Source organism: Acinetobacter indicus (assembly GCF_009914475.1).
GTDB classification, from domain to species: domain Bacteria; phylum Pseudomonadota; class Gammaproteobacteria; order Pseudomonadales; family Moraxellaceae; genus Acinetobacter; species Acinetobacter indicus.
Genome location: NZ_CP045198.1, coordinates 867,185 through 888,541 on the forward strand (window position 1 = coordinate 867,185; position 21,357 = coordinate 888,541).

The following is a 21,357-nucleotide window of genomic DNA, read 5'->3' on the forward strand; positions in this document are numbered from 1 at the left end:
GGCTATTTAAAATGCTTGGATAAGCGTTTCAGCTGTTCAACCTGGCCTTCAAGCACCAGAATATCGCCTTGCTGCATAATTAACTGCGGATCGAGGCTGAACTGAATCTCGCTGCCGCGTTTATGCAGCAGGGTTTTCACTTCTGGCGCATGACCGATAAACTCATGATAGCGCGTACCGTTTAAGGCTTCAGTGACTTCCACTTTGACAATAAAGTGATCATCTTCCAGTGCCATATAGCGGCTGACCATCGGATAACTCAGTGACTGGGCAATGCGGACACCCATATCTTCTTCCGGATGAATAATTTTGCTGACCTGCAGATGGGTCAGAATCATGTGGTGGGCTTTGGACTTGGCTTTGACATAAATTTTTTCCAGCCCCATATTTTTCAGATGCAGCACACATAAAATACTGGCTTCAATATCTTCACCAATGGCCACCACCACCGCATCACAGTTCTGAATATTCAGCTCCTGTAGCACGTGTTCGTCGGTAGCATCGGCAATCACGGCGTGGGTAATTTCCTCGGCAATATTTTCCACATATTTTTTATTAATATCGATGCCAATCACATCATGTTTCAGGCTGACCAGTTGCGTGGCAACGGTGGCACCAAAACTGCCTAAGCCAATGACTGCAAATTGCGCCATAGTGTGTTCCTAATTACATTTTTATGGTTAGCGTGAATATAAATTTATTTTAAAGATCAGGTGGATATTTACATCATTTTTCTTAGGGTGTTTGTGTAAACCAATAAAAAAACCGCCAGCAAATGGCGGTTTTTTAAACTGGATTTTATTTCAGGAAGCGCTGATAACCTAAGTTATTGCTAATTTCCGCATATGGATAGCTAATGCTTTCCAGGGTTTCAATCAGCCCGTCCGGGTTCTGTTTGGCATCGCTGGCTTCCAGACCAACCAGCACACGGCCTTCGGCGGCGCCGTGGTTACGGTAATGGAACAGGGTGATGTTATGGGTCGGGCCTAAACGCTCCAGGAAGGTCAGCAGGGCGCCTGGACGCTCCGGAAATTCCACCCGGAACAGACGTTCATTTTCAATATCGGCATGACCGCCAATTAAATAGCGGATGTGCAGCTTAGCCACTTCATCATCAGACAGATCATCAACATCATATTGCACTTTCAAGGCTTCAAAGATGTCATGACGTTCTTTTTCACCGCCTTTCAAGCTAATGCCGACAAAGACCTGTGCGGCCGATGCATCACTGGCACGATAGTTAAACTCGGTAATATTACGGCCTTGCAGGGCGCGGCAGAAGTTCAGGAAGGAACCTTTCTGCTCTGGAATGGTGACTGCAAAAATCGCTTCTTTGCGTTCGCCCAGTTCAGTACGCTCGGCGATATAACGCAGGCGGTCAAAGTTCATGTTCGCGCCGCAAACAATCGACACGATATTTTTACCAATCAGCTCATGCTGCTCGACATATTTTTTGATGCCGGCCAGCGCCATAGCACCTGATGGTTCTACAATGCTGCGGTTTTCATCAAAAGTATCTTTAATTGCAGCGCAGATTTCATCGGTATTCACCAGCACCACATCCGGTTCGACAATCGGGCCAGAGTTATCTGATTTTTGCAGACGAATCACATCAAAGGGTTTTTCACCAATCTGTGCCACGGCGGTCCCATCGGCAAATAGACCGACCGAAGGCAGAACAATACGTTCACCAGCTTCTAAGGCTGCTTTCAGACAGGCTGATTCATCATATTCCACTGGAATGACTTTGACATGCGGAGCGACATCACCCAAGTACGCTGCTACACCGGCAATCAGGCCACCGCCACCTACGGCAACAAAGACATAATCGACATCGCGCCATTGACGTAAAATTTCATTGGCGATGGTGCCTTGGCCGGCCATCACTAGTTCATCATCATAAGGTGGAATGAAGGTCATGCCATCATCCTGGGCACGCTGAATGGCATATTTGTTGGCTACATCAAACGAATCGCCGTGTAGTACTACTTCGCCACCTAAACGTTTTACCGCCTGTACTTTAATATCTGGCGTGGTTTTAGGCATCACGATAATGGCACGAATCCCCAGTTTTTTTCCTGAAAGAGCCACGCCTTGAGCATGGTTGCCGGCTGAAGCTGTGATCACGCCACGTTCTAACTGCGCTTTAGGTAGTTGGCTAATACGGTTATAGGCACCGCGTAGTTTGAAAGAAAAGACCGGTTGTAAATCTTCCCGCTTGAAGCGGATGTTGTTATTCAGTCGTTCACTAATTCGTGGCGCTGCTTCGAGTGGGGTTTCGATTGCAACATCGTAGACTGTTGCTTGTAAAATTTGTCGAACCAAACGAGACAGCATGTTAATCTTCCATCTAACAGTTTAAAATAGGGGTTTATTGTAACAAACCCCTGTACATTTGGGCTGTAAAATCAGCATCAAATGTCAAAAAATAGTTGAGCGAAGTCATGAGTCTGTATGCAACCCAAGATGAGAAGAAACAAGCTGCGGCAAAAGCAGCCTTAAAACATTTGCCTAAAGGCGGGATTCTGGGTGTAGGCACAGGCAGTACCGTCAATTTCCTCATCGATTTATTGCCAGAATTGCAACTGGAAGCGGCTGTGGCCAGTTCTGAAGCAACGGCAGAGCGCCTGAAAAAGCTGGGCATTGAGGTCGTGGATATGAACAGCGTGGGCGGTTTAGATGCCTATGTCGATGGTGCAGATGAAATTGACCGTCATATGCACATGATTAAAGGTGGCGGTGCGGCGTTAACCCGTGAAAAAATTGTCGCGTCGATTGCGAAAAAATTTGTTTGTATCGTTGATGATTCAAAATGGGTTGAACAGTTGGGCCGTGAATTCCCGCTACCGGTTGAAGTAATTCCAATGGCACGTTCTGCCGTGGCACGCAAGCTGGTCGCACTTGGGGGTGATCCGGCGTACCGTGAAGGTGTGGTAACCGATAACGGCAATGTGATTTTAGATGTTTATAACCTGAACATCCTGAACGCACTGGAACTGGAAAAAACCATCAATGACATTCCGGGTGTGGTGTGTAACGGTATTTTTGCTTTAAACAAAGCTGATATTGCCATTGTTGCAACCAATAACGGTATTGAAGAGCGTACTGCAATTTAAACTTAACAGCTTTAAGAGTTAATCTCCCCAAGCCCCTCTTTAAAAAAGAGGGGCTTTTCTCCCTCCTTGATTAACGGAGGGCCGGGGAGGACTCTCTAAAAAGAACAATAATGACATTATCCGACCTTCCTGAAATTCAAATCACCCGTAATGTTCGTGCGACGCGACTGCGTTTACGTGTCGATGGTCAGCAGATTAAAGTCACGGCGCCTGTTTTTTGTAGCAATCGTCAAATCCAGAAATTTATTGCCGATGCCGAAAGCTGGCTGTTAAAAACCTGGCAAGCGCAACAGGCCCAGTTGCAGCGGGTTGATCAGAGCCTGCCTGCTGAATTACAACTGTTTAATCTCAATACGCCTATTCAGATTGGTTATCAGAGCCAGAAACAGAATTTTATCTGGGATGAATCGGCTTTACAGCTGTGGATTAGTGATCGACATCCTGAAGCTTATTTAAAAACTTTTATTATTGCCTATGCCAAGCAGCATTTGCCGCTGTATTTAGAACAGTTAAGTCTGGATACTGGGCTGAACTTTAACGGCTGTAATATCCGCCAGCCGAAAACCCGTTGGGGCAGTTGCTCGGCCCGCCACGATATTATGCTGAATAGTGCGCTGGTATTAATGCCAGAAGCGATTTGTCGTTATGTCTGTGTGCATGAGTTGGCGCATACCCGCCATTTTGATCATAGCCCGCGCTTTTGGGCAGAGGTGGCGCGGCATGATCCTGAGTTTCAGCAGCATCGACAATTTTTAAAACGCTTTCAGTTGCCGTATTGGTGGTTGGGGTGAGGGTGCCGGATCATCCTTGTTGAACTCACCCATTCCTCGTTCATTTTCTTGAAAAATCAGTACTCTGGTCGATCCAATAGATACATAAGACAAAAAACCATCAATACCGAGTAAAAAGGTTTAGAAAGCACAAACTTCCTGTCATACTACTGCTTTATTGAACATAGCACACTTGATTGAGGTATGAACGTGATTTCAGTAGGTATTGTCGGCGGTACAGGTTATACAGGCGTTGAACTTTTACGTCTTTTACTACGACATCCAGAGGTACAGGTCACTGTATTAACCTCACGTACTGAAGCTGGTCGCCGTGTCGATGATATGTTCCCAAGTCTGCGTGGTCATACCGATTTATGCTATTCAGATTTAAATATTGAAGATTTAAAACAGTGTGATGTGGTGTTCTTTGCCACGCCGCACGGTGTTGCCATGAAACACGCGGCCGATCTGGTTGCGGCCAATACCAAAGTCATTGATCTGGCGGCAGATTTCCGTTTACAGGATTTGGCCCAATTCGAAAAATGGTACGGCATGGAACATGCGTGTCCGGACATTCTTAAAGATTCAGTCTATGGTTTATCTGAACTGAACCGTGAGCAGATTAAAACAGCACAGGTGATTGGCAACCCGGGCTGTTATCCAACTACCGTGCAATTAGGTTTGGCGCCATTATTAAAATCTACTGAAACCTTGATTAAACCTAAAAGCATTATTATTGATGCCAAATCAGGCGTATCTGGTGCCGGCCGTAAAGCCAGCCTGGGCATGATTTACTCTGAAAATGCCGATAACTTCAAGGCTTATGGGGTGGCAGGTCACCGTCATCATCCGGAAATTGTGGAAGCATTGGAAAATATTTCTGGTCAAAAAGATGTGTTTAACCACATTGTGTTTGTACCGCATTTAGTGCCGATGATTCGTGGCATGCTCAGCACCATGTATATTGACCTGACCGATGCAGGGGATGCGACAGATGTACAGGCGCTATATGAACAGTTTTATGCGCAAGAGCAGTTTGTAGATGTAATGCCAGCAGGCAGCTCACCTGAAACGCGTTCAGTACGCGGCGCGAACCAGTTACGTATTGCGCTGTACAAGCCGCAACCGAAGAAACTGGTGGTGCTGGTGGCGCAGGACAATCTGGTGAAAGGTGCAGCAGGTCAGGCAGTACAAAACATGAACCTGATGTTTGGCTTTGCAGAGCAGGCTGGCCTCGAGGTGATTGGTCTATTACCATAAGAAACGCTTTTCGACTTCACACACATTTAGATTTCGATTTAAATGTGTGGTTTGAATGCAATCAAAACAAGAGATGACGATGCAGAATACGGATACCAATACCACGTCACAACCGACGCCACCGAAAAAACCTTTTATGCAAAGCAATTTACCTCTCGTACTCGGTGCAGCTGTATTAATGTTAGGCAGCGGCTTTTTGGGCTATTCGGTGGGGCATCGTCAGGGTTTGACTGTGGTCGGTTATGATGCCGATGCAGAGCAGCTGGTTGAAGTCGTACAGGAACAGAAAGTTCGTCTGGAAAGCCTGAATAAAACCCTGAATGCAGCGGTTCAGGAGCGTGATGTAGCGGTCAGCAATGCCAATGACCTGTATGCGGCCCTGAATCAGGCACGTAATGATAAAATCCAGGCCGATGGCATGGGCAATTTATACCGTGAAGTGCTGCGTAATCGGGGTGGTTTAAGTCTGACCATCCAGAATATTGGGATTAAACCTTTACCCGATAATGCCTATGAATATCAGCTCGATCTGGTGCAAATCAGCCCGAATAAGCGCCGTGCTTCAGGCAATGTTGAACTGCGTCTGATTCAGGGCACCGAGGTGCTGGTGGTGCCCATGGAAGACAATAATTTCAATTTTGATAATTATGAGCGCCTAACCGGCCGCTGGACCATGCCAAAAGGCTTTAGTCCGCAATTTATTGAAGTGCGTTTAACTGGTAGTACCCCTGTGACCAAGCGATTCAGCTGGGCACGTGGAAAAGCCACGGAAGCGCCTTCTGCCTTTATCTCTGAAATACCGCAAGCAGAAGCCACTGCGCAATAACTGTGAAATAAATCTCTTATGCGAAGTAACAAACGACCAATTTGTTTAAACGAAATCAAACAGTCTTTTCAGCAGTCTGGCATGGTGGACTGGCATTTTAATCCGCGTTTAAGTACGGATGAGCCGAATGAGCATGAGGACGGAGACATTGCCGTACAGACGGCGCCGCCTGAATTAAAGCGTCCACCACTATACGCTGTCGTTTTATTGAACGATGACTATACCCCAATGGACTTTGTAATTGAAATTTTACAACAATACTTTGCAATGAATCTTGACCAAGCGACTCAAGTAATGCTAACTGTACATTACGAAGGAAAAGGTATTGCAGGGGTTTATCCGCGAGACATCGCAGAGACCAAAGCAAACCAAGTCAATAATTACGCTCGATCTCAAGGTCATCCATTACTTTGTCAGATTGAGCCTAAAAACTAAGGGGGTTACATGCTCAGTCGTCAATTAGAAGTATCATTACGTTTGGCTGTTAGCATGGCTCGTCAAAAGAGACATGAGTTTCTGACGGTAGAACATTTATTATTGGCTTTGCTCGACAATGATTCTGCAGTAAATGCGCTAAAAGCATGCGGGGCAGATATTATTGTGCTGCGCAAAGAACTTGAAGAATATGTAGAACAACATACCCCTAAACTCGGTGAAAACAGCGATCAGGCACCGCATCCAACGGAAAGCTTTGACCGTATTTTGCAACGAGCAATTTTCCATGTGCAATCCAGTGGTGGTGATCGCACAGTCGAAGGCGCAGATATTCTGGTTGCGATGTATTCGGAACGGGATTCTTTTGCCGTATATCTATTAAAACGCCATCAAATTAACCGTTTAACCTTAACTCAGTATCTTTCTCATGGTACGCGTAAAGAAGAATCGCAAGCCGAAGAAGAAATTGAAGAACTCGATGGGGAAAGCTCAACTTCGGCCAATAGCGGTCCGCTGGAGCTGTATACCACCAACCTCAACAATGAAGCGGTGAAGGGCAAAACTGACCCACTGATTGGCCGTGAAAAAGAAATTGAACGCGCCGCGCAAATCTTATGTCGCCGTCGCAAAAACAACCCGCTGCTGGTCGGTGATCCGGGGGTGGGTAAAACCTCAATTGCCGAAGGTCTGGCCTGGTTAATCGTGAATGGTAAAGCGCCAAAACCACTGCTCAATTCAGAAATTTACAGTCTGGATATTGGTGCCTTGGTGGCCGGAACCAAATACCGCGGTGATTTTGAAAAACGCCTGAAACAGCTGTTAAATGCGTTAAAGAAAAAGCCGGAAGCGATTTTATTTATTGATGAAATCCACATGATTATTGGTGCCGGTTCCAGCATGGGCAGTACCATGGATGCCTCGAACCTGATTAAACCGGCGCTGGCCAACGGCACTTTGCGTTGTATCGGTTCGACCACGTTCCAGGAATATCGTCAGGTCTTTGAGAAAGACCATGCCTTGTCGCGCCGTTTCCAGAAAATTGATGTCAATGAGCCATCAATTCCTGAAACTATTGATATTTTACGTGGCTTGAAATCGAAATTTGAAGATTTCCACCATGTGCAATATGACGATAAAGCACTGGTTTCTGCGGTTGAGCTATCATCTAAATACATTAATGACCGTTTCTTGCCAGATAAGGCGATTGACGTGATTGATGAAGCCGGTGCACAGCGCCGTCTGAAAGATGAACAGGAAGATCGTCTGATTACCGTTGAAAATATCGAAGATATTGTGGCGAAAATTGCCCGTATTCCACCGAAAACGGTGTCTAAAGATGACAAGACTGTGCTTGAGCATCTGGAGCGTGATCTGAAACGTGTGGTATTCGGGCAGGATGAAGCGATTGAAGCGTTAGCATCTGCCATTAAACTGTCGCGTGCCGGTTTGAAATCGCCTGATAAGCCAGTGGGTAGTTTTGTATTTGCCGGCCCGACCGGGGTGGGTAAAACTGAAGTTACCAAGCAGCTGGCCAAATTGCTGGGTGTCGAGCTGGTCCGTTTTGATATGTCGGAGTACATGGAACGCCACGCGGTGTCCCGTTTAATTGGTGCGCCGCCGGGCTATGTCGGTTTTGATCAGGGTGGTTTGCTCACTGATGCGATCCATAAAAATCCGCATTGTGTGCTGCTACTCGATGAAATTGAAAAAGCCCATCCGGATGTGTTTAACCTGTTGCTGCAAATTATGGATCATGGCTCATTGACCGATAATAACGGACGTAAGTCAGACTTCCGTAATGTGGTGCTGGTACTCACCACCAATATTGGTGCAGAAAGTATTTCTCGTGTCAGCATTGGCTTTATGGAACAGGACAACAGTAATGACAACCAGGAAGCAATGAAAAAGGCCTTCTCGCCTGAATTCCGTAACCGTCTGGACAGCGTGATTCAGTTTAAAGCCTTGCCGACCAGCGTGATTGAAAGCGTGGTCGACAAGTTCCTGACTGAACTGCAAGCTCAGCTGGATGAGAAAAAAGTCATTCTTGAAGTAGATCAGGATGCACGTGAATGGATGGCTGAACATGGCTATGACCGTTTAATGGGTGCACGTCCAATGCAGCGCTTAATTCAGGAACACCTGAAGAAACCACTGGCAGAGATGATCCTGTTTGGTGAGCTGGCGGAACATGGCGGCAATGTAGCTGTATCGGTCAAGAAAGAAAACGGTAAAGCCACCGGTTTGAAACTCGAAGTATTTGAAGATCAAACCGCTGAACCGGCTTAATCCTGTACTTGAATATAAAAGCCCGTGTACGCACGGGCTTTTGTTTGCTTAAGGCTTACCTTTTTTGCCTTTCTATTGGAAAGCTGCGCGTCACTTGTATTGTGAGTTTTTATGGATTTTTCTATCACTAAAATTCTGACCACGGTTTGTCTGTTCTTGGTGACGGCGGTGGCGGAAATTTTGGGCTGTTACTTTCCTTATTTAATTTTGAATCAGGGGAAATCACATTGGCTCTGGTTACCAACAGTATTGGCCTTGGCGGTATTTGTCTGGCTGTTAACCTTGCATCCGGCAGCATCAGGGCGAATTTACGCCGCTTATGGTGGAATTTACATTTTTACCGCGCTGATGTGGCTGAAATTTGTTGATCAGGTCAGTTTGAGCCGTTGGGATCTGCTGGGCGGTCTGGTGGTGATGTGCGGCGCGCTGATTATTATTTTGCAGCCACAAGGACTGGTGCGTTAATTTTTCTATTGTCATTGTGGGCTGAAAATGGGAATTTACTGCGGCAGGATCTACTACCGCAGTTAGTGATTAATCGGGTTGGTTTAGAATTTACATTCCGAATTTTTTAGCTGTAACTGATACTGCTGCTGCGCCGAGCTTAACTGCAGCTCAATCCGGTAGGGATTGACGCGTTGGAACTGATGCTCAAAAATCATCTCGCAATTCTGCAGTAAATTCTTTTTCATGATTTTTTTCACTTCGCTATGGCCAACATCCTGAGCAAACTGCTCGAAATCCGGGCTGCTAATCAAACCTTTCACTTCAACTCGGTCTGCAAATAGCTGCATCTGTTCAATAATCGTATTCTGATCGACCTGATACGGCAGGGTGCGTGAATCTTCCACACTAATAATATTCAGAATTTCATTAAGTCCGGTCGTATTCTTGATTTTGTACTCGGCATCAATGATCTGTTTTTGTTGCAGATACTGGTCCAGTTCACTGGCATGGCTGGTGAATGAAAGGGCACTGAGTCCGAGGGCTAAAACTGTCGACAAATAGATTTTATTGTTCATTCGAGTCACACATTATGAGCTGTATTTTAGGTATTTATATCAACATGAATAGGGAGGATAAGCAACCACCCGATCTGGCTTCATCTTTATAAATATAAGAAATATATAATCTATTTATCTGTAAATTTTTATATTTAAAGACTTTTTAACTAAAAAATTGATCAAAAATTACATTTTATTTTTTGTGTGAAGTTTCCACTAAAAGTTATATTAGCAACGCGCTTATGCTGTATCTAAGCAAAAATATCTCCTTATGTGGCAAGAGCTTATCGCCTATACATGAGAAATTTCAATAAATTAAAAATGAGGAAGATAAACCTTGAGCCAAGCTTATACCAAACAGGAAAAAGCCAGTCGAATTAAGGGAATTATCGGGGCGGCCTCGGGCAACCTCGTCGAATGGTTCGATTTCTATATCTATGCTGTATTTGCTGTTTACTTTACCCAAGCGCTGACTGCACCGAACATGGATAGTTCTACCCAGGCCATTTATGTCTGGGGGGTATTTGCGGCAAGCTTCTTTATGCGTCCGATTGGCAGCTGGCTGTTTGGACGTATTGCCGATAAACATGGCCGTAAAAAGTCCATGTTGATTTCCATCTGCCTAATGGCCTTCAGTTCCTTTCTGTTTGCTGCATTGCCGACTTATGAGCAAGTCGGGATGGCGGCACCGTTCCTGCTGTTGCTGGTGCGTTTGTTACAAGGCTTGTCGGTTGGCGGGGAATATGGTGCGGTTGCCACCTATATGAGTGAGCTGGGTTTAAAAGGTCAGCGCGGCTTTTTTGCCTCGTTCTAATATGTGACTTTAACCGGCGGACAGTTACTGGCCAGCTTGCTGGGTGTAATTTTCCTGAGTTTTATGACCGAGCAGCAGTTGCAAGACGGCGGCTGGCGTATTCCGTTTGTGATTGGTGGTCTGGCTGCCATTGCCTCACTGCTGGCACGAAGCCGTCTGGAAGAAACGTTGTCACATGAAGACAGCGATAAAGAAGAGTCGGGCAGCTTAAAAGAGCTGTTTAAAAATCACTGGAAAACTTTCTTGCTGGTGGTGGGCTATACCTCGGCGGGTTCACTTAGTTTCTATGTGATTACGGTTTATTCCAAAACCTATCTGACCAATATCGGCATTGATTCGCAGACGGTCGGGCTAATCATGACGGGCTGTATTTTTATTCTGATGGTGGCGCAGCCATTCTTCGGGATTTTATCAGACAGGATTGGTCGCAGAAATTCGATGCTGCTGTTTAGTGGTCTGATGGCGATTGCCATTTATCCTGTTATGGCAATCGGGATGCGTGCCTTTAGTGATTCACCCATGATGGTGGCCTTGCTGTTGATTTTCCTGATGATGCTGTTAAGTCTGTATACCTCGATCAGTGGAATTGTAAAAGCGGAAATGTTCCCGCCGCATGTGCGTGCACTCGGTGTTGGTTTCTCTTATGCGGTTGGTAATGCAGTATTTGGCGGCTCAGCCCCTTCAGTGGCTTTACAGTTTAAATCAGCCGGTATTGAAAACAGTTTCTTTATCTATGTGATTGTGATGCTGGTGATCTGTTTCTTCTATAGTCTGCAAATTCCTCGTGAAGCGCGCTATTTAAAAGATGATCATTAATCCGGATTTCATGACTTGATCAAAACGAAAAAAGCACCGGGAATGAACGGTGCTTTTTTATCTTGATGCGGTTAGCAATTATTTTAAATGCTCGTTGATCAGGAATTCCATTAGGGCTTTTTGTGCGTGTAGACGGTTTTCCGCTTCATCCCAAACCACAGAATTTTTATGATCCAGCATATTTTCTGAAATTTCTTCACCGCGGTGTGCAGGCAGGCAGTGCATGAACAGACAATCTGGATGCGCTAGATCCATGAGGCGTTCATTAACCTGATAGTTGGCAAATGCCTGTTCACGGATTTTCTGTTCTTCTTCTTGACCCATGCTGGCCCACACGTCGGTCACGATTAAATCGGCATTGACTGCGGCATCTTCAGCAGAATCGACCAGTTCAACACAGTGAGCAAATTCAGACAGGAATTTTTCTTGTGGCTCATAACCTTTAGGTGCGGCCACTTTCAGCTTGAAGCCCCACATGTGTGCCGCTTCAATATACGAGTTACACATGTTGTTGCCATCACCAATCCAGGCCACGGTTTTGCCTTCGATTGGACCGCGATGCTCAAGGAAGGTTTGCATATCGGCCAGTAATTGACATGGATGATGATCGTCAGTTAAGGCATTAATCACCGGCACTTTGGAATAAGAAGCAAAACGCTCCACAATGTCATGTCCAAAGGTGCGAATCATGACAATATCCAGCATGCTTGAAATCACGCGTGCTGAATCTTCAATAGGCTCACCACGACCTAACTGGGTGTCGCGTGGAGATAAGAAAATTGCGCTACCACCAAACTGATTCATACCAGCTTCAAACGATACACGGGTACGGGTACTCGACTTCTCAAAAATCATGCCCAAAACTTTACCAATAAAAGGTTGGAAAACTTCATGCTGATGCTGCTTGCGTTTAAGTTCAATTGCGCGTTGCAAAATCTGGTTAAGTTCTAAAGTCGACAGGTCGCGTAAAGTGAGAAAGTGACGTAGAGCCATTCGTTACTCCACAATAATTGCTGAAATTGAAATCAAAACAACAATTAGTTGTTGGTTGGTTAAATAAAATAGGGAATCGGCTAATATACTATATTGAATCGAAATTGCAAAAAACTAGACGATTTGGTGACCTTGCAGAAAGTGATCGACACAGTAATGAATATAGTCATCTGTGGTTTGCGGGTCATCCTGAACAGGCAAGCCCATTAAAATCCGCCATTCCAGATTACGCAGAATGCCAAAGAACAGCTGCGCTGAATAAAGTGAATTCTCACAGCGAATCAGACCCTGGGCGGCGGCATGATCCAGCGCATGTGCAATGGAAGTTTGCAAATGCTTGGGGCCTTGTTCATAGATATAACGCGCCAGTTCCACATTGTGCTGGGTGCGCTCCAAAATTAACCTTAAAAAGGCAGAATTGGCCGGCACACTTAAATGGCTTTTAAAATTATCTAGTGTATGAATTAAATAAGCCCGTAAATCACCCTCAAAAGATTCAAAGGGTAAGCAAATGTCTTTAAAGAACTTTTCCGCACGATAATCACAAATGGCGGTAAACAGGCCTTCTTTATTGCCAAAATATTTATAGATAAAGGCCTTGGAACCACCGGCATGATGCACGATATCATCCAGCGAGACAGCATCGTAGCCATGTTCCAGAAACAGGTCATTGGCGCTCAATAATAAAGCCAGACAGCGTTCATGCCCACGCTTGGTCGGAGGGACATCTTTGCTAAAGGGTTCTAACTGAGCCAAATCATGCATAATCAGGGAGCAGGCCGCCAATTGGTAAGGAATAAATATAATTGTAGCAAATATATGACCGCTTGGCATGGAATAGCGTAGACGGAAATGTATTGACTTTTTTCTTACAGATTTACTTGAATATTTGACTAAAGTTTTAGGGACTTTATTCTAATTGGTCATGGTTTAGGCAAAGATTCTGGGTATACTCAAGCCTCAATAATTAGAAACTACTGTGGAAAGGACGATGACAGAACAAACATCTGCAGGCTTAAGATTCAGACAGGCGCTGGACGCGGAAAAGCCCTTACAAATTATCGGTACAGTCAATGCCTATGCAGCCATGATGGCAAAACAGGTCGGCTATAAAGCCATTTATGTATCGGGTGCAGGTGTCGCCAATTATTCCTACGGTTTGCCGGATTTGGGCATGACCAGCCTCGATAATGTCCTGGAAGATGTACGCCGTATTACGGAGCGTGTCGATACACCTGTGCTGGTAGATATTGATACCGGCTGGGGCGGTGCATTTAATATTGGCCGTACCATCAAACAAATGATTGCAGCAGGTGCTGCTGCGGTACATATTGAAGATCAGGTGGCGCAAAAACGCTGTGGCCATCGCCCGAACAAGGAAATTGTGACCCAGCAGGAAATGGTGGATCGTATTAAAGCGGCAGTCGATGCCAAAACTGATTCCAACTTTGTGGTGATGGCGCGTACCGATGCCTTGCAAAAAGAAGGTTTGCAGGCGGTGATTGACCGGGCCTGTGCCTGTGTCGAGGCAGGTGCAGATGCCATTTTTGCAGAAGCCATGACTGACATTACCATGTACAAAACCGTCTGTGATGCAGTCGGTGTACCAGTACTGGCGAATATTACCGAATTTGGTGATACGCCGTATTACACCACTGATGAGCTGGCTGAGCAGGGCGTGCGTATGGTGTTATATCCATTGTCGGCAACACGTGCAATGCAAAAAGCAGCGCTGGAAGTGATGCAGTCGATTCGTGAGCATGGCACACAAACCCATGTGCTGGATAAAATGCAGCAACGCAAAGAATTATATGAATTTTTAGATTACCACACCTTTGAAAACACATTAGATAAACTGTTCAAGCAGGAGAATTAAAACAATGGCTGAAGGAAAAGTACTGACTGGCGCTGGATTGCGCGGACAAGTCGCAGGGAAAACCGCATTATCGACGGTTGGAAAAAGCGGTGCGGGTCTGACCTATCGTGGTTATGACGTGCAGGATCTGGCAGAAAACTGCCAGTTTGAGGAAGTCGCTTATCTGATCTTCTTTGGTGAATTACCTACCACCGAACAGCTAACCAGCTATAAAGCCAAGCTGAAATCTTTACGTCAGTTACCAGATGCACTAAAAGAAGTACTGGAGCGTATTCCGGCCGATTCACATCCCATGGATGTGATGCGTACTGGCGTGTCGATGCTTGGCAATCTGGAAACCGAACAGTCGTTTGATGTACAGCAAGATGTTGCCGACCGTATTTTGGCCGCTTTACCGGGCATTATCTGTTACTGGTACCGTTTTAGCCATGACGGCGTACGTGTTGATGAAAATACCGATGATGATTCAATTGGCGCGCAATTCCTGCATCTGTTACGTGGTGAAAAACCAAATGAGTTGCATGAACAGGTGATGAACGTGTCGTTAATTCTGTATGCAGAGCATGAGTTTAACGCATCCACCTTTACGGCGCGCGTGTGTGCATCAACCTTGTCTGATATGCATTCATGTATTACCGGCGCGATTGGTTCACTGCGTGGTCCACTGCACGGCGGTGCCAATGAAGCGGCCATGGAAATGATTGAAAACTGGACCTCTCCAGAAGAAGCTGAGCGTGAAATGCTGGGCATGCTGGAGCGTAAAGAGAAAATCATGGGCTTTGGTCATGCTATTTATAAGGACAATGACCCGCGTAATGGCATTATTAAAGTCTGGTCAGAGCGTCTGGCCAAAGATGTGGGTGATACCGTACTTTATCCAGTATCGGTCCGCTGTGAAGAAGTGATGTGGCGCGAGAAAAAACTGTTCTGTAACGCAGACTTCTTCCATGCTTCGGCCTATCACTTTATGGGTATTCCGACCAAGCTGTTCACGCCAATCTTTGTGATGTCGCGTGTGACCGGTTGGGCGGCGCATGTGATGGAACAGCGTGCAGATAACCGTATTATCCGTCCAAGTGCGGATTATACCGGTCCAGAACTGCGTAAAGTGGTGCCAATTGCAGAGCGTACCTCGGCGGCTTAATCTACCGTGTACTTGAATAAAGCCTCATCTGAGGCTTTATTTTTTTCCGCTCCATTTTTGCGGTTATTGAGAATTGCTGAGCAGAACCGGATCTTCAATCGGATAGCCCATTTCAAACGGAATGCCTAAATATTTCACAGTCACCAGCTTTTTTGACTGTTGCGGAATGTTATAGGCCTGGTGAATGTTCAAGCCTTGCTTGTAACTGGTGGCTTGCTGGACGGTGCTGCGGAAGTTCCCTGCATTAACCTGATAGCAATATTGCCACTGCGGCACCGCTTCCGTACCATTAATCCAGTCGGCACGACGTTTGCTACTGTGCAAAACCTTAATTTGCGCCTGTTGCGTACTGACCTTGGTTAAGGGTTTTAAGCGGTTTTTAATTTTGGCCAACTCGGTATTAAAACGGGTAGGCGGCTGGTCATAGTCAATCTTTTTGGTTTTGGGATTAATATACAGCGAGTTGACCTGAACCAGCTGATTCGGCTGTTTCGATTTAAAGTTGTAATAATACAGCTGCGGTAAACGGCCACGGCCATCTTCATAATGGCGCAGCAGATAGACTTTTTGATCTTTCTGGTCATAGCCCAGCACTTCAATTCGTTGCTGGCCGCCGACGGTGGCAAAACTGATGATGGGCAGACAGGCCAAAGCAGAAAATAAGAATGGTTGAACCAGTTTCATACTTCGACTCCACATTGCAGGATATGGTTTTACTTTAAGCCAAAATCATGGAGAAAAGATGAGAAACAGTGTATCTAGGCGGGTGAAGATAAAATAAGCGCCAATACTTCCTGTGCCACCAATTGGGTCAGCTGATCCAGCCGTTCAATCGGGCTACCATCCAGCAGATAATGAAAATTATGCAATTGCTGCTGATAGTGAATGGCAATATAAAAAGTGCCTTCGGGTTTCTCTGCAGAGGCGCTGCCACCGGGTTTTAGCAAGCCGGTACAGGCCACCACAATATTGGCCTGTTTAAACAGAGCCTGGCCATGCAAGGCCATCTGCGCGGTAATTTCTGCAGACTCCGCCGTGTAATGCGCAATCAGTGCCGGATCAATCTGTAACAGGTTGGCTTTAATACTTGGGTCATAGCTGACCAGTGCCCCGAGTAAAATATCTGCGCCGCTATTTTTATAAATTGAAAACTGGCTGCATAAATAGCCTGAACTGGCACTTTCAATAAAGGCAATGGTCAGTTGCTGTTGTTCCAGCGCATCACAGCAGCGTTTCAGCATGATGAATCTCCATTTCTTCTTCTTTTCCAAGCGATTTTAAGCGAGATCAGCCTCAATCTTGTTGCGGATTCAGGCATTTAGCACTAAAGATCGCGCGTTCCGGTTTCAATTGTATAGCAGTTAGGCGAAACTCGAAATTATCGGTTTATTCTGCTGCAAAAGAATGGTAAAACTAAAAATAAAGTGCTTAGTGAAAGTAGGTTAATACAATGAAAACGATTGTGAAATATATGGTCTTAAAAGACCTCGACTATCAGTTAGGAACCTTACTTTTCCAGGAAGAATTACAGGCCGATGCTTTATATTTTGACCAGATTCCTGAAGTAATTTCTTATCAGAACCATCAGTTTAAAGTGATTAGTAAAGAACTGAAACGCGTCCAGAATGCAGCAGAGCCAGAAAACCTACAACGTATTATTGTCAAAGTCGTGACTGTGGCATAATACGGAAAGTCGCCTGCGGGCGGCTTTTTTTATCTACCTTATTTTTAAAAACTGTTGCAATAACAAAGCCTGAATTAACAAGAAAGCTGAAATATTGACCAAAGCCATACAGCGCGGCTGTCTTAAATCATGAACAATAAAAACAGTTCAACACAACAATAAAGACAGGAGTCGATGATGGCTAAACCAGAAAAAAACTCGAATGAAAAGACCCCGCAACAGCAACCTCAGCCCAAGACCGATTCACAAGTGATTCCAAATAAAAAGAATCCGCATCCACAACATCCAAGAGATAAACAGGATACCGCCGTACAGCGCTAAGTCTGGGGGATGTTTATCCATCAGCTCCTAATTTCTCATAGTTCAATCAAACGTGTTGCAGGGCAGGAAGCATCAGTATAGCGCAGAGCTCGCAGCAGTTTGATCAAGGAGATGCAAAATGAAGATCGGTTTATTATTTGGCATGTTTGCCAGTTGTACGCTGATGGCATGTCAAAGCGTACCTTCTACACCAGCACAACAGGTAGATGTGACCAAGTCCTTAGGTTTAAAGCAGTGTGAGGGGGATGATCCCAAAGTGCGTTTACAGCAGCTGAAAGAGCAACTGCAGCAGGCCGGGATAGAAGTTTATAATGAAGCACTCGGGCATGATGGTCTGGTACATATTACCGTATGTGGTGCCAGTACCGGCCAGACTGCCATCTTTACCATTTCGGCAACACAACTGGGTGCGGCGCAAGGCTTGGGTTATCAGCTAACGCCAGCACCTTAGTCAATAAAATGTGATAAGTAACGTTTTGAAATTACTTTGAAAAATATGACTTATCGTTTAAAAAAAATAAAAAATGGAAGCTTTTGCCAATGCTGGAAATCCAGGAAAATAGGACAATTTTAATCAGGAAATATGCGCTGTAAATTCTTATTTTCTCTTGACTTTTCTCTTTATGAGTTTGAGTCCATACATCCCTCGTATGGACTCTTTTTTTGCCTGGATTTTAATAGAAATGTAATTTATTAAAATATTTTAAACAATGGTAAAAATCGAGCAAAGCTAAATAACTGATATTTTTTATATTATACATCTATATATTATTTTTTCTATATTCTTAAAAATGAAACTTTTGCTACTTATATTTAAAACTAATGAATAAAGGTTAAAGTGAGGTTAAAGCAGATGAACGATGTCAGCTTGGAGTTTTTAAATCAGGCCATTGATAAGTGCCTAAAAGAGGGCAAGAAACCGAAAAAACTACGTTTGGGCTATAAATTGTATGCGCATTTTATGCATGATATACGTTTTTCCAAGGAAGTCCGAGATTCTGCACTCGATCCGGACAAGCGCCGTTATCGTGGAATCAAGCTAAAAGTGACCCAAGATGAGTATGAATTAAGTTTTGTGGAAAAAGAATAATCCGTATTTTTAAATAGATAAAAAAAGTAAATGTTATTTTTTGCTAATTTTGGTGATAGAAATTTAATATAAATTACCAAGTATTCTGGATTTATATACATGCGGGGGATGTATATTATAAATAGGTGAGCTTTTGTAATATAATGCAATTGGTCATATCACTATTTCTTGGTATAAGAATAGAACAATAATAAGAAAGGAGTATGGATATGAAAGTGAATACACGACGGTCTTTAGATATTACGGTTCTGGTGAGTGCTTCATGTATTATCACCTGTCTGATTTACTTATTAGGGCAAAACAGAGTCGTACTCTTTTAAAAATAAAAACCACCTTCGGGTGGTTTTTATTTTCCAGTTGAGATTCGTTAAACCATATTAACCTTCAATCTGACAGGCTTCTGCGCAGGCACGACAGGCGCGGGCACAGTTTTGACAATGTTCATCTTCATGCTGGCCACATTCTTCGGCACACAGTTCACAGGCTTTGGCACACAGGTCCATGGCTAAATGATGTAGCTCCGAGTTGCGAACTTCAAAGGCAACACAGAGTTTGCAGGTTTCAACACAGTCCAAACAGCGCTGGATGCAGGTTCGCATCATCTGCACATGTTCTTCGTGTAAACAGGCATCTGCGCAGCGTTGACAGGCAACAATACATTCCAGACAGGCCTGTATTGAAAGCGAAGATTGTTGAACGGATGAAAGATGCGGCAGCTGATTCATAAGCAGATCCTCGAATAAAGTCCGGTTGATATCAAAATTTATTGCGGTATTTCAATCCAGGTTTCTTGTACTTCTTGCAGGTTTTTAATCAGGATTATACGCTGCTCACAAATATCACCCACCCAGGATAGCGGGATCAGATGTGCTTTGCCTTCGGCATCCTGACTTAATTGGATTCGATCTAAATCCAGAAACTGTTCAATTTGGCCCAGATGAACGCCGTTAGCGGTAAAGACCTCCGCATGTTGTTGCACATGATGACGAAACTTGGCCATACTGCTGCCTCAAGAACAGGATTTTTTCACTCTAATGCAAGCTATCGTACAAAAGATGAAAAGCAATAAAAGCGATACAAATCAGCGGCAGATATTCACGTCGTATTAAACGGTTACATGCTTTTAAATAGAATAAAGAGAGGCGTGGGTTTTATTTATATACAAGGGTATTTTATTTATGACAGTTTTGTCCGGCTTTGTTGCATAAATATGTAAGCATCTGATTTAAATAAATTTAATTTTGGATCAAAAAATAATCAAAAATTTTAAAATCATATAGTTATGAAATCTTTGTGCAACAAAGCCGTTTTGTCCTATTTATATCAGACAGTTTAAGTGGATAAACTACCTGATTTATTCTGATTTAAAACCGATATTTATTTATCGCTCGAAATCATACTTTTTAGAACATGATCGCGGTCAATAAAATGATGTTTTAATGCCGCCAGTACATGACCTATCAATAATAGGCCTGCTGCCCAGGATAAATAGATATGTAAGGGTTTAACGATGGCTAACAGCTCCGGATTGGCTTGTACCATATATTAAATGATCTGCATCTGATCTCATCTTGAGGATTTCTTTTTTCAATCTGTTGAGTTGCGTCACAAAGCAAGTGCTAAAATACTGAAATTCGGCAGAGTTTCTCAGCAGTATCCTCAACTGCAAGCAAAGGAAAATACATGCAACCCAATGCACTCATAAAGTTCCATCACAGATTTAACATGCAAGGATTGGGCGGCTAATGCGATCACTTGCAATCAGTACACGGCTCGGTGGTTTCTACTTTTTCTACTACGCCATTGTTGGCACATTTATGCCATTTTGGAGCCTGTATCTGGAAGATCAGGGCTTCAATTATCAGGAAATCGGGATTCTGTCTTCCATTGCAATTATCACCCGGTTTTTTGCCCCTTTTATTTGGGGATGGATTGCCGATAAATCCGGTAAACGCATGTTGCTGGTGCGTATTGCCACCTGGATGGAAGCCTGTATCTGGTTCATGCTGTTTATCATTCCGAATAGTTTTCAGTCAGTCGCGTTGCTGATGCTAATTTTTAGCTTTTTCCAGAATGCCATTTTGGCCCAGTTTGAAGGGGTGACTTTATTCTGGCTGGGCGATCAACGTGAACAGCTGTATGGCAAGGTGCGTAAATGGGGATCGGTCGGTTTTATTGTTGCGGTATTTGGTATCGGCGCCTTGCTGGAAATTATTCCAATCTCCATGCTGCCGGTATTGTTGCTATGTATCGCGTTTCTGGCATTTATCTGGTCTTTTAGTATTAAAGAACCCAGCGCTGCACCAAGTTCCCAAAAACAGCTGGAGCCTTTGTGGCCAGTGTTAAAACGGCCTGCAGTAGCCTGTTTTTTCCTCATTGAGTTTATTCTGCTATTTTCGCATGCGCCGTTTTACAGTTTTTATAGCAATTATCTGAGTCAGGCTGGTTTTAGTACTTCAATAATTGGTTTGTTGTGGTCAGTAGGCGTGATTGCGGAAATTATCATGTTTGCTTATGCAACCTTTTTCCTGTCGCGCTGGTCATGGCGAACGCTGGTGATGGCCTGTTTGCTGCTGACCAGTTTACGCTGGATTGTTGTTGGTTTGGTACCTGACAGTTTTATCGCCCAGTTTTTTGCCCAGACCATCCATGCCTTTAGTTTTGGCTTATTCCATGTGATTGCGATGCGGGTGATTTTTCAGAATTTTAGCTTGGGGCAGCAAGGGCGAGGGCAAGCCATCTATAGCACTATGTGGGGTATGGGGGTGGCATTGGGAAGTATTCTGGCCGGTTATTATTGGGATATTTTTTCAGGGCAAACGGTCTTTATTTGGGCTGGCTTATCTACATTACTGGGTTTGTTACTGGTCTTTGGTTTACCGAAACAGCTACAAAAACAGGCGTAGAAAAAGCCGGTCATAT

Annotated in this window: 23 protein-coding genes and 2 pseudogenes; 15 read left to right on the plus strand and 10 right to left on the minus strand. The window is 44.4% G+C overall.

Annotation, left to right across the window (positions count from 1 at the left end):
* Nucleotides 1-2: 2 nt before the first annotated feature.
* Both GA693_RS04640 and ilvA read right to left on the minus strand, forming a co-directional pair.
* On the minus strand, nt 3-653 hold the full coding sequence (locus GA693_RS04640) for a potassium channel family protein (protein WP_005177682.1): 651 nt from the start codon (nt 651-653) through the stop codon (nt 3-5).
* A gap of 145 nt (nt 654-798) precedes the next feature.
* Nucleotides 799-2,337, minus strand: coding sequence for a threonine ammonia-lyase, biosynthetic (gene ilvA, locus GA693_RS04645; RefSeq protein WP_005177685.1), 1,539 nt, complete (start codon nt 2,335-2,337; stop codon nt 799-801).
* A gap of 107 nt (nt 2,338-2,444) precedes the next feature.
* Between ilvA and rpiA the strand changes: the two genes are divergently transcribed.
* The 7 genes from rpiA (at nt 2,445) to GA693_RS04680 (ending at nt 9,158) form a co-directional block, all read left to right on the plus strand.
* Nucleotides 2,445-3,116 (plus strand): ribose-5-phosphate isomerase RpiA, encoded by a 672-nt coding sequence (rpiA, locus tag GA693_RS04650; RefSeq protein WP_005177689.1) that lies wholly within the window; start codon nt 2,445-2,447, stop codon nt 3,114-3,116.
* A gap of 110 nt (nt 3,117-3,226) precedes the next feature.
* On the plus strand, nt 3,227-3,907 hold the full coding sequence (locus GA693_RS04655) for a M48 family metallopeptidase (RefSeq protein WP_160241336.1): 681 nt from the start codon (nt 3,227-3,229) through the stop codon (nt 3,905-3,907).
* A 183-nt stretch (nt 3,908-4,090) separates the two neighbouring features.
* Nucleotides 4,091-5,146, plus strand: coding sequence for an N-acetyl-gamma-glutamyl-phosphate reductase (argC, locus tag GA693_RS04660; protein WP_171502408.1), 1,056 nt, complete (start codon nt 4,091-4,093; stop codon nt 5,144-5,146).
* A 79-nt stretch (nt 5,147-5,225) separates the two neighbouring features.
* Nucleotides 5,226-5,972 (plus strand): DUF6776 family protein, encoded by a 747-nt coding sequence (locus tag GA693_RS04665; RefSeq protein ID WP_005177701.1) that lies wholly within the window; start codon nt 5,226-5,228, stop codon nt 5,970-5,972.
* Between the two features lie 18 nt (nt 5,973-5,990).
* Entirely contained in the window at nt 5,991-6,407 is a 417-nt protein-coding gene (gene clpS / locus GA693_RS04670) for an ATP-dependent Clp protease adapter ClpS (RefSeq protein WP_035363010.1), read from the plus strand.
* 9 nt (nt 6,408-6,416) lie between these two features.
* Nucleotides 6,417-8,693 (plus strand): ATP-dependent Clp protease ATP-binding subunit ClpA, encoded by a 2,277-nt coding sequence (clpA, locus tag GA693_RS04675; protein WP_005177712.1) that lies wholly within the window; start codon nt 6,417-6,419, stop codon nt 8,691-8,693.
* A 111-nt stretch (nt 8,694-8,804) separates the two neighbouring features.
* The gene (locus GA693_RS04680; RefSeq protein ID WP_005177718.1) at nt 8,805-9,158 is read left to right on the plus strand and encodes a YnfA family protein; all 354 of its coding nucleotides are present in this window, start codon (nt 8,805-8,807) and stop codon (nt 9,156-9,158) included.
* Between the two features lie 83 nt (nt 9,159-9,241).
* Here GA693_RS04680 and GA693_RS04685 read toward each other — a convergent pair whose 3' ends face one another.
* Entirely contained in the window at nt 9,242-9,715 is a 474-nt protein-coding gene (locus GA693_RS04685) for a hypothetical protein (protein ID WP_160241335.1), read from the minus strand.
* Between the two features lie 319 nt (nt 9,716-10,034).
* Here GA693_RS04685 and GA693_RS04690 point away from each other — a divergent pair.
* Nucleotides 10,035-11,327: pseudogene (locus GA693_RS04690) on the plus strand (MFS transporter).
* Nucleotides 11,328-11,405: 78 nt separating this feature from the next.
* On the opposite strand, the gene argF reads toward GA693_RS04690, so the two are convergent.
* Both argF and GA693_RS04700 read right to left on the minus strand, forming a co-directional pair.
* Complete coding sequence (argF, locus tag GA693_RS04695) at nt 11,406-12,320, minus strand: ornithine carbamoyltransferase (protein WP_005177730.1); 915 nt, start codon at nt 12,318-12,320, stop codon at nt 11,406-11,408.
* Between the two features lie 114 nt (nt 12,321-12,434).
* Nucleotides 12,435-13,085, minus strand: coding sequence for a TetR/AcrR family transcriptional regulator (locus tag GA693_RS04700; RefSeq protein ID WP_075167741.1), 651 nt, complete (start codon nt 13,083-13,085; stop codon nt 12,435-12,437).
* 226 nt (nt 13,086-13,311) lie between these two features.
* On the opposite strand from GA693_RS04700, the gene prpB reads away from it, so the two are divergent.
* Together prpB and prpC are read left to right on the plus strand one after the other, a co-directional pair.
* Entirely contained in the window at nt 13,312-14,196 is an 885-nt protein-coding gene (gene prpB, locus GA693_RS04705; RefSeq protein ID WP_045795692.1) for a methylisocitrate lyase, read from the plus strand.
* Between the two features lie 4 nt (nt 14,197-14,200).
* Nucleotides 14,201-15,340, plus strand: coding sequence for a bifunctional 2-methylcitrate synthase/citrate synthase (gene prpC, locus GA693_RS04710; RefSeq protein ID WP_045795691.1), 1,140 nt, complete (start codon nt 14,201-14,203; stop codon nt 15,338-15,340).
* A 63-nt stretch (nt 15,341-15,403) separates the two neighbouring features.
* Here prpC and GA693_RS04715 read toward each other — a convergent pair whose 3' ends face one another.
* The gene (locus tag GA693_RS04715) at nt 15,404-16,024 is read right to left on the minus strand and encodes an aminotransferase (protein ID WP_160241334.1); all 621 of its coding nucleotides are present in this window, start codon (nt 16,022-16,024) and stop codon (nt 15,404-15,406) included.
* Nucleotides 16,025-16,098: 74 nt separating this feature from the next.
* On the minus strand, nt 16,099-16,581 hold the full coding sequence (locus tag GA693_RS04720; RefSeq protein ID WP_005177742.1) for a CinA family protein: 483 nt from the start codon (nt 16,579-16,581) through the stop codon (nt 16,099-16,101).
* A 209-nt stretch (nt 16,582-16,790) separates the two neighbouring features.
* Here GA693_RS04720 and GA693_RS04725 point away from each other — a divergent pair, with 209 nt between their 5' ends.
* The 4 genes from GA693_RS04725 (at nt 16,791) to GA693_RS04735 (ending at nt 18,435) form a co-directional block, all read left to right on the plus strand.
* A complete protein-coding gene (locus GA693_RS04725) occupies nt 16,791-17,024 on the plus strand; it encodes a hypothetical protein (protein ID WP_005177745.1) in 234 nt (77 codons plus the stop codon).
* 177 nt (nt 17,025-17,201) lie between these two features.
* Complete coding sequence (locus GA693_RS14755; protein ID WP_171502407.1) at nt 17,202-17,345, plus strand: hypothetical protein; 144 nt, start codon at nt 17,202-17,204, stop codon at nt 17,343-17,345.
* 118 nt (nt 17,346-17,463) lie between these two features.
* Nucleotides 17,464-17,796: a hypothetical protein gene (locus GA693_RS04730; RefSeq protein WP_160241333.1), complete on the plus strand. Its 333-nt coding sequence runs from the start codon at nt 17,464-17,466 to the stop codon at nt 17,794-17,796.
* A 402-nt stretch (nt 17,797-18,198) separates the two neighbouring features.
* Entirely contained in the window at nt 18,199-18,435 is a 237-nt protein-coding gene (locus GA693_RS04735; protein WP_160241332.1) for a hypothetical protein, read from the plus strand.
* Between the two features lie 377 nt (nt 18,436-18,812).
* Here the strand turns inward: GA693_RS04735 and GA693_RS04740 are convergent, their stop codons facing one another.
* The 3 genes and pseudogenes from GA693_RS04740 to GA693_RS04750 form a co-directional block, all read right to left on the minus strand.
* The gene (locus GA693_RS04740; protein ID WP_016658164.1) at nt 18,813-19,160 is read right to left on the minus strand and encodes a four-helix bundle copper-binding protein; all 348 of its coding nucleotides are present in this window, start codon (nt 19,158-19,160) and stop codon (nt 18,813-18,815) included.
* 38 nt (nt 19,161-19,198) lie between these two features.
* Nucleotides 19,199-19,435 (minus strand): DUF2171 domain-containing protein, encoded by a 237-nt coding sequence (locus GA693_RS04745; RefSeq protein WP_075174873.1) that lies wholly within the window; start codon nt 19,433-19,435, stop codon nt 19,199-19,201.
* Nucleotides 19,436-19,812: 377 nt separating this feature from the next.
* Nucleotides 19,813-19,977, minus strand: a pseudogene (locus GA693_RS04750) (cytochrome b); the annotation flags it as partial.
* 203 nt (nt 19,978-20,180) lie between these two features.
* On the opposite strand from GA693_RS04750, the gene GA693_RS04755 reads away from it, so the two are divergent.
* Nucleotides 20,181-21,341: an MFS transporter gene (locus tag GA693_RS04755; RefSeq protein WP_160241330.1), complete on the plus strand. Its 1,161-nt coding sequence runs from the start codon at nt 20,181-20,183 to the stop codon at nt 21,339-21,341.
* The last annotated feature ends 16 nt before the right edge of the window (nt 21,342-21,357 follow it).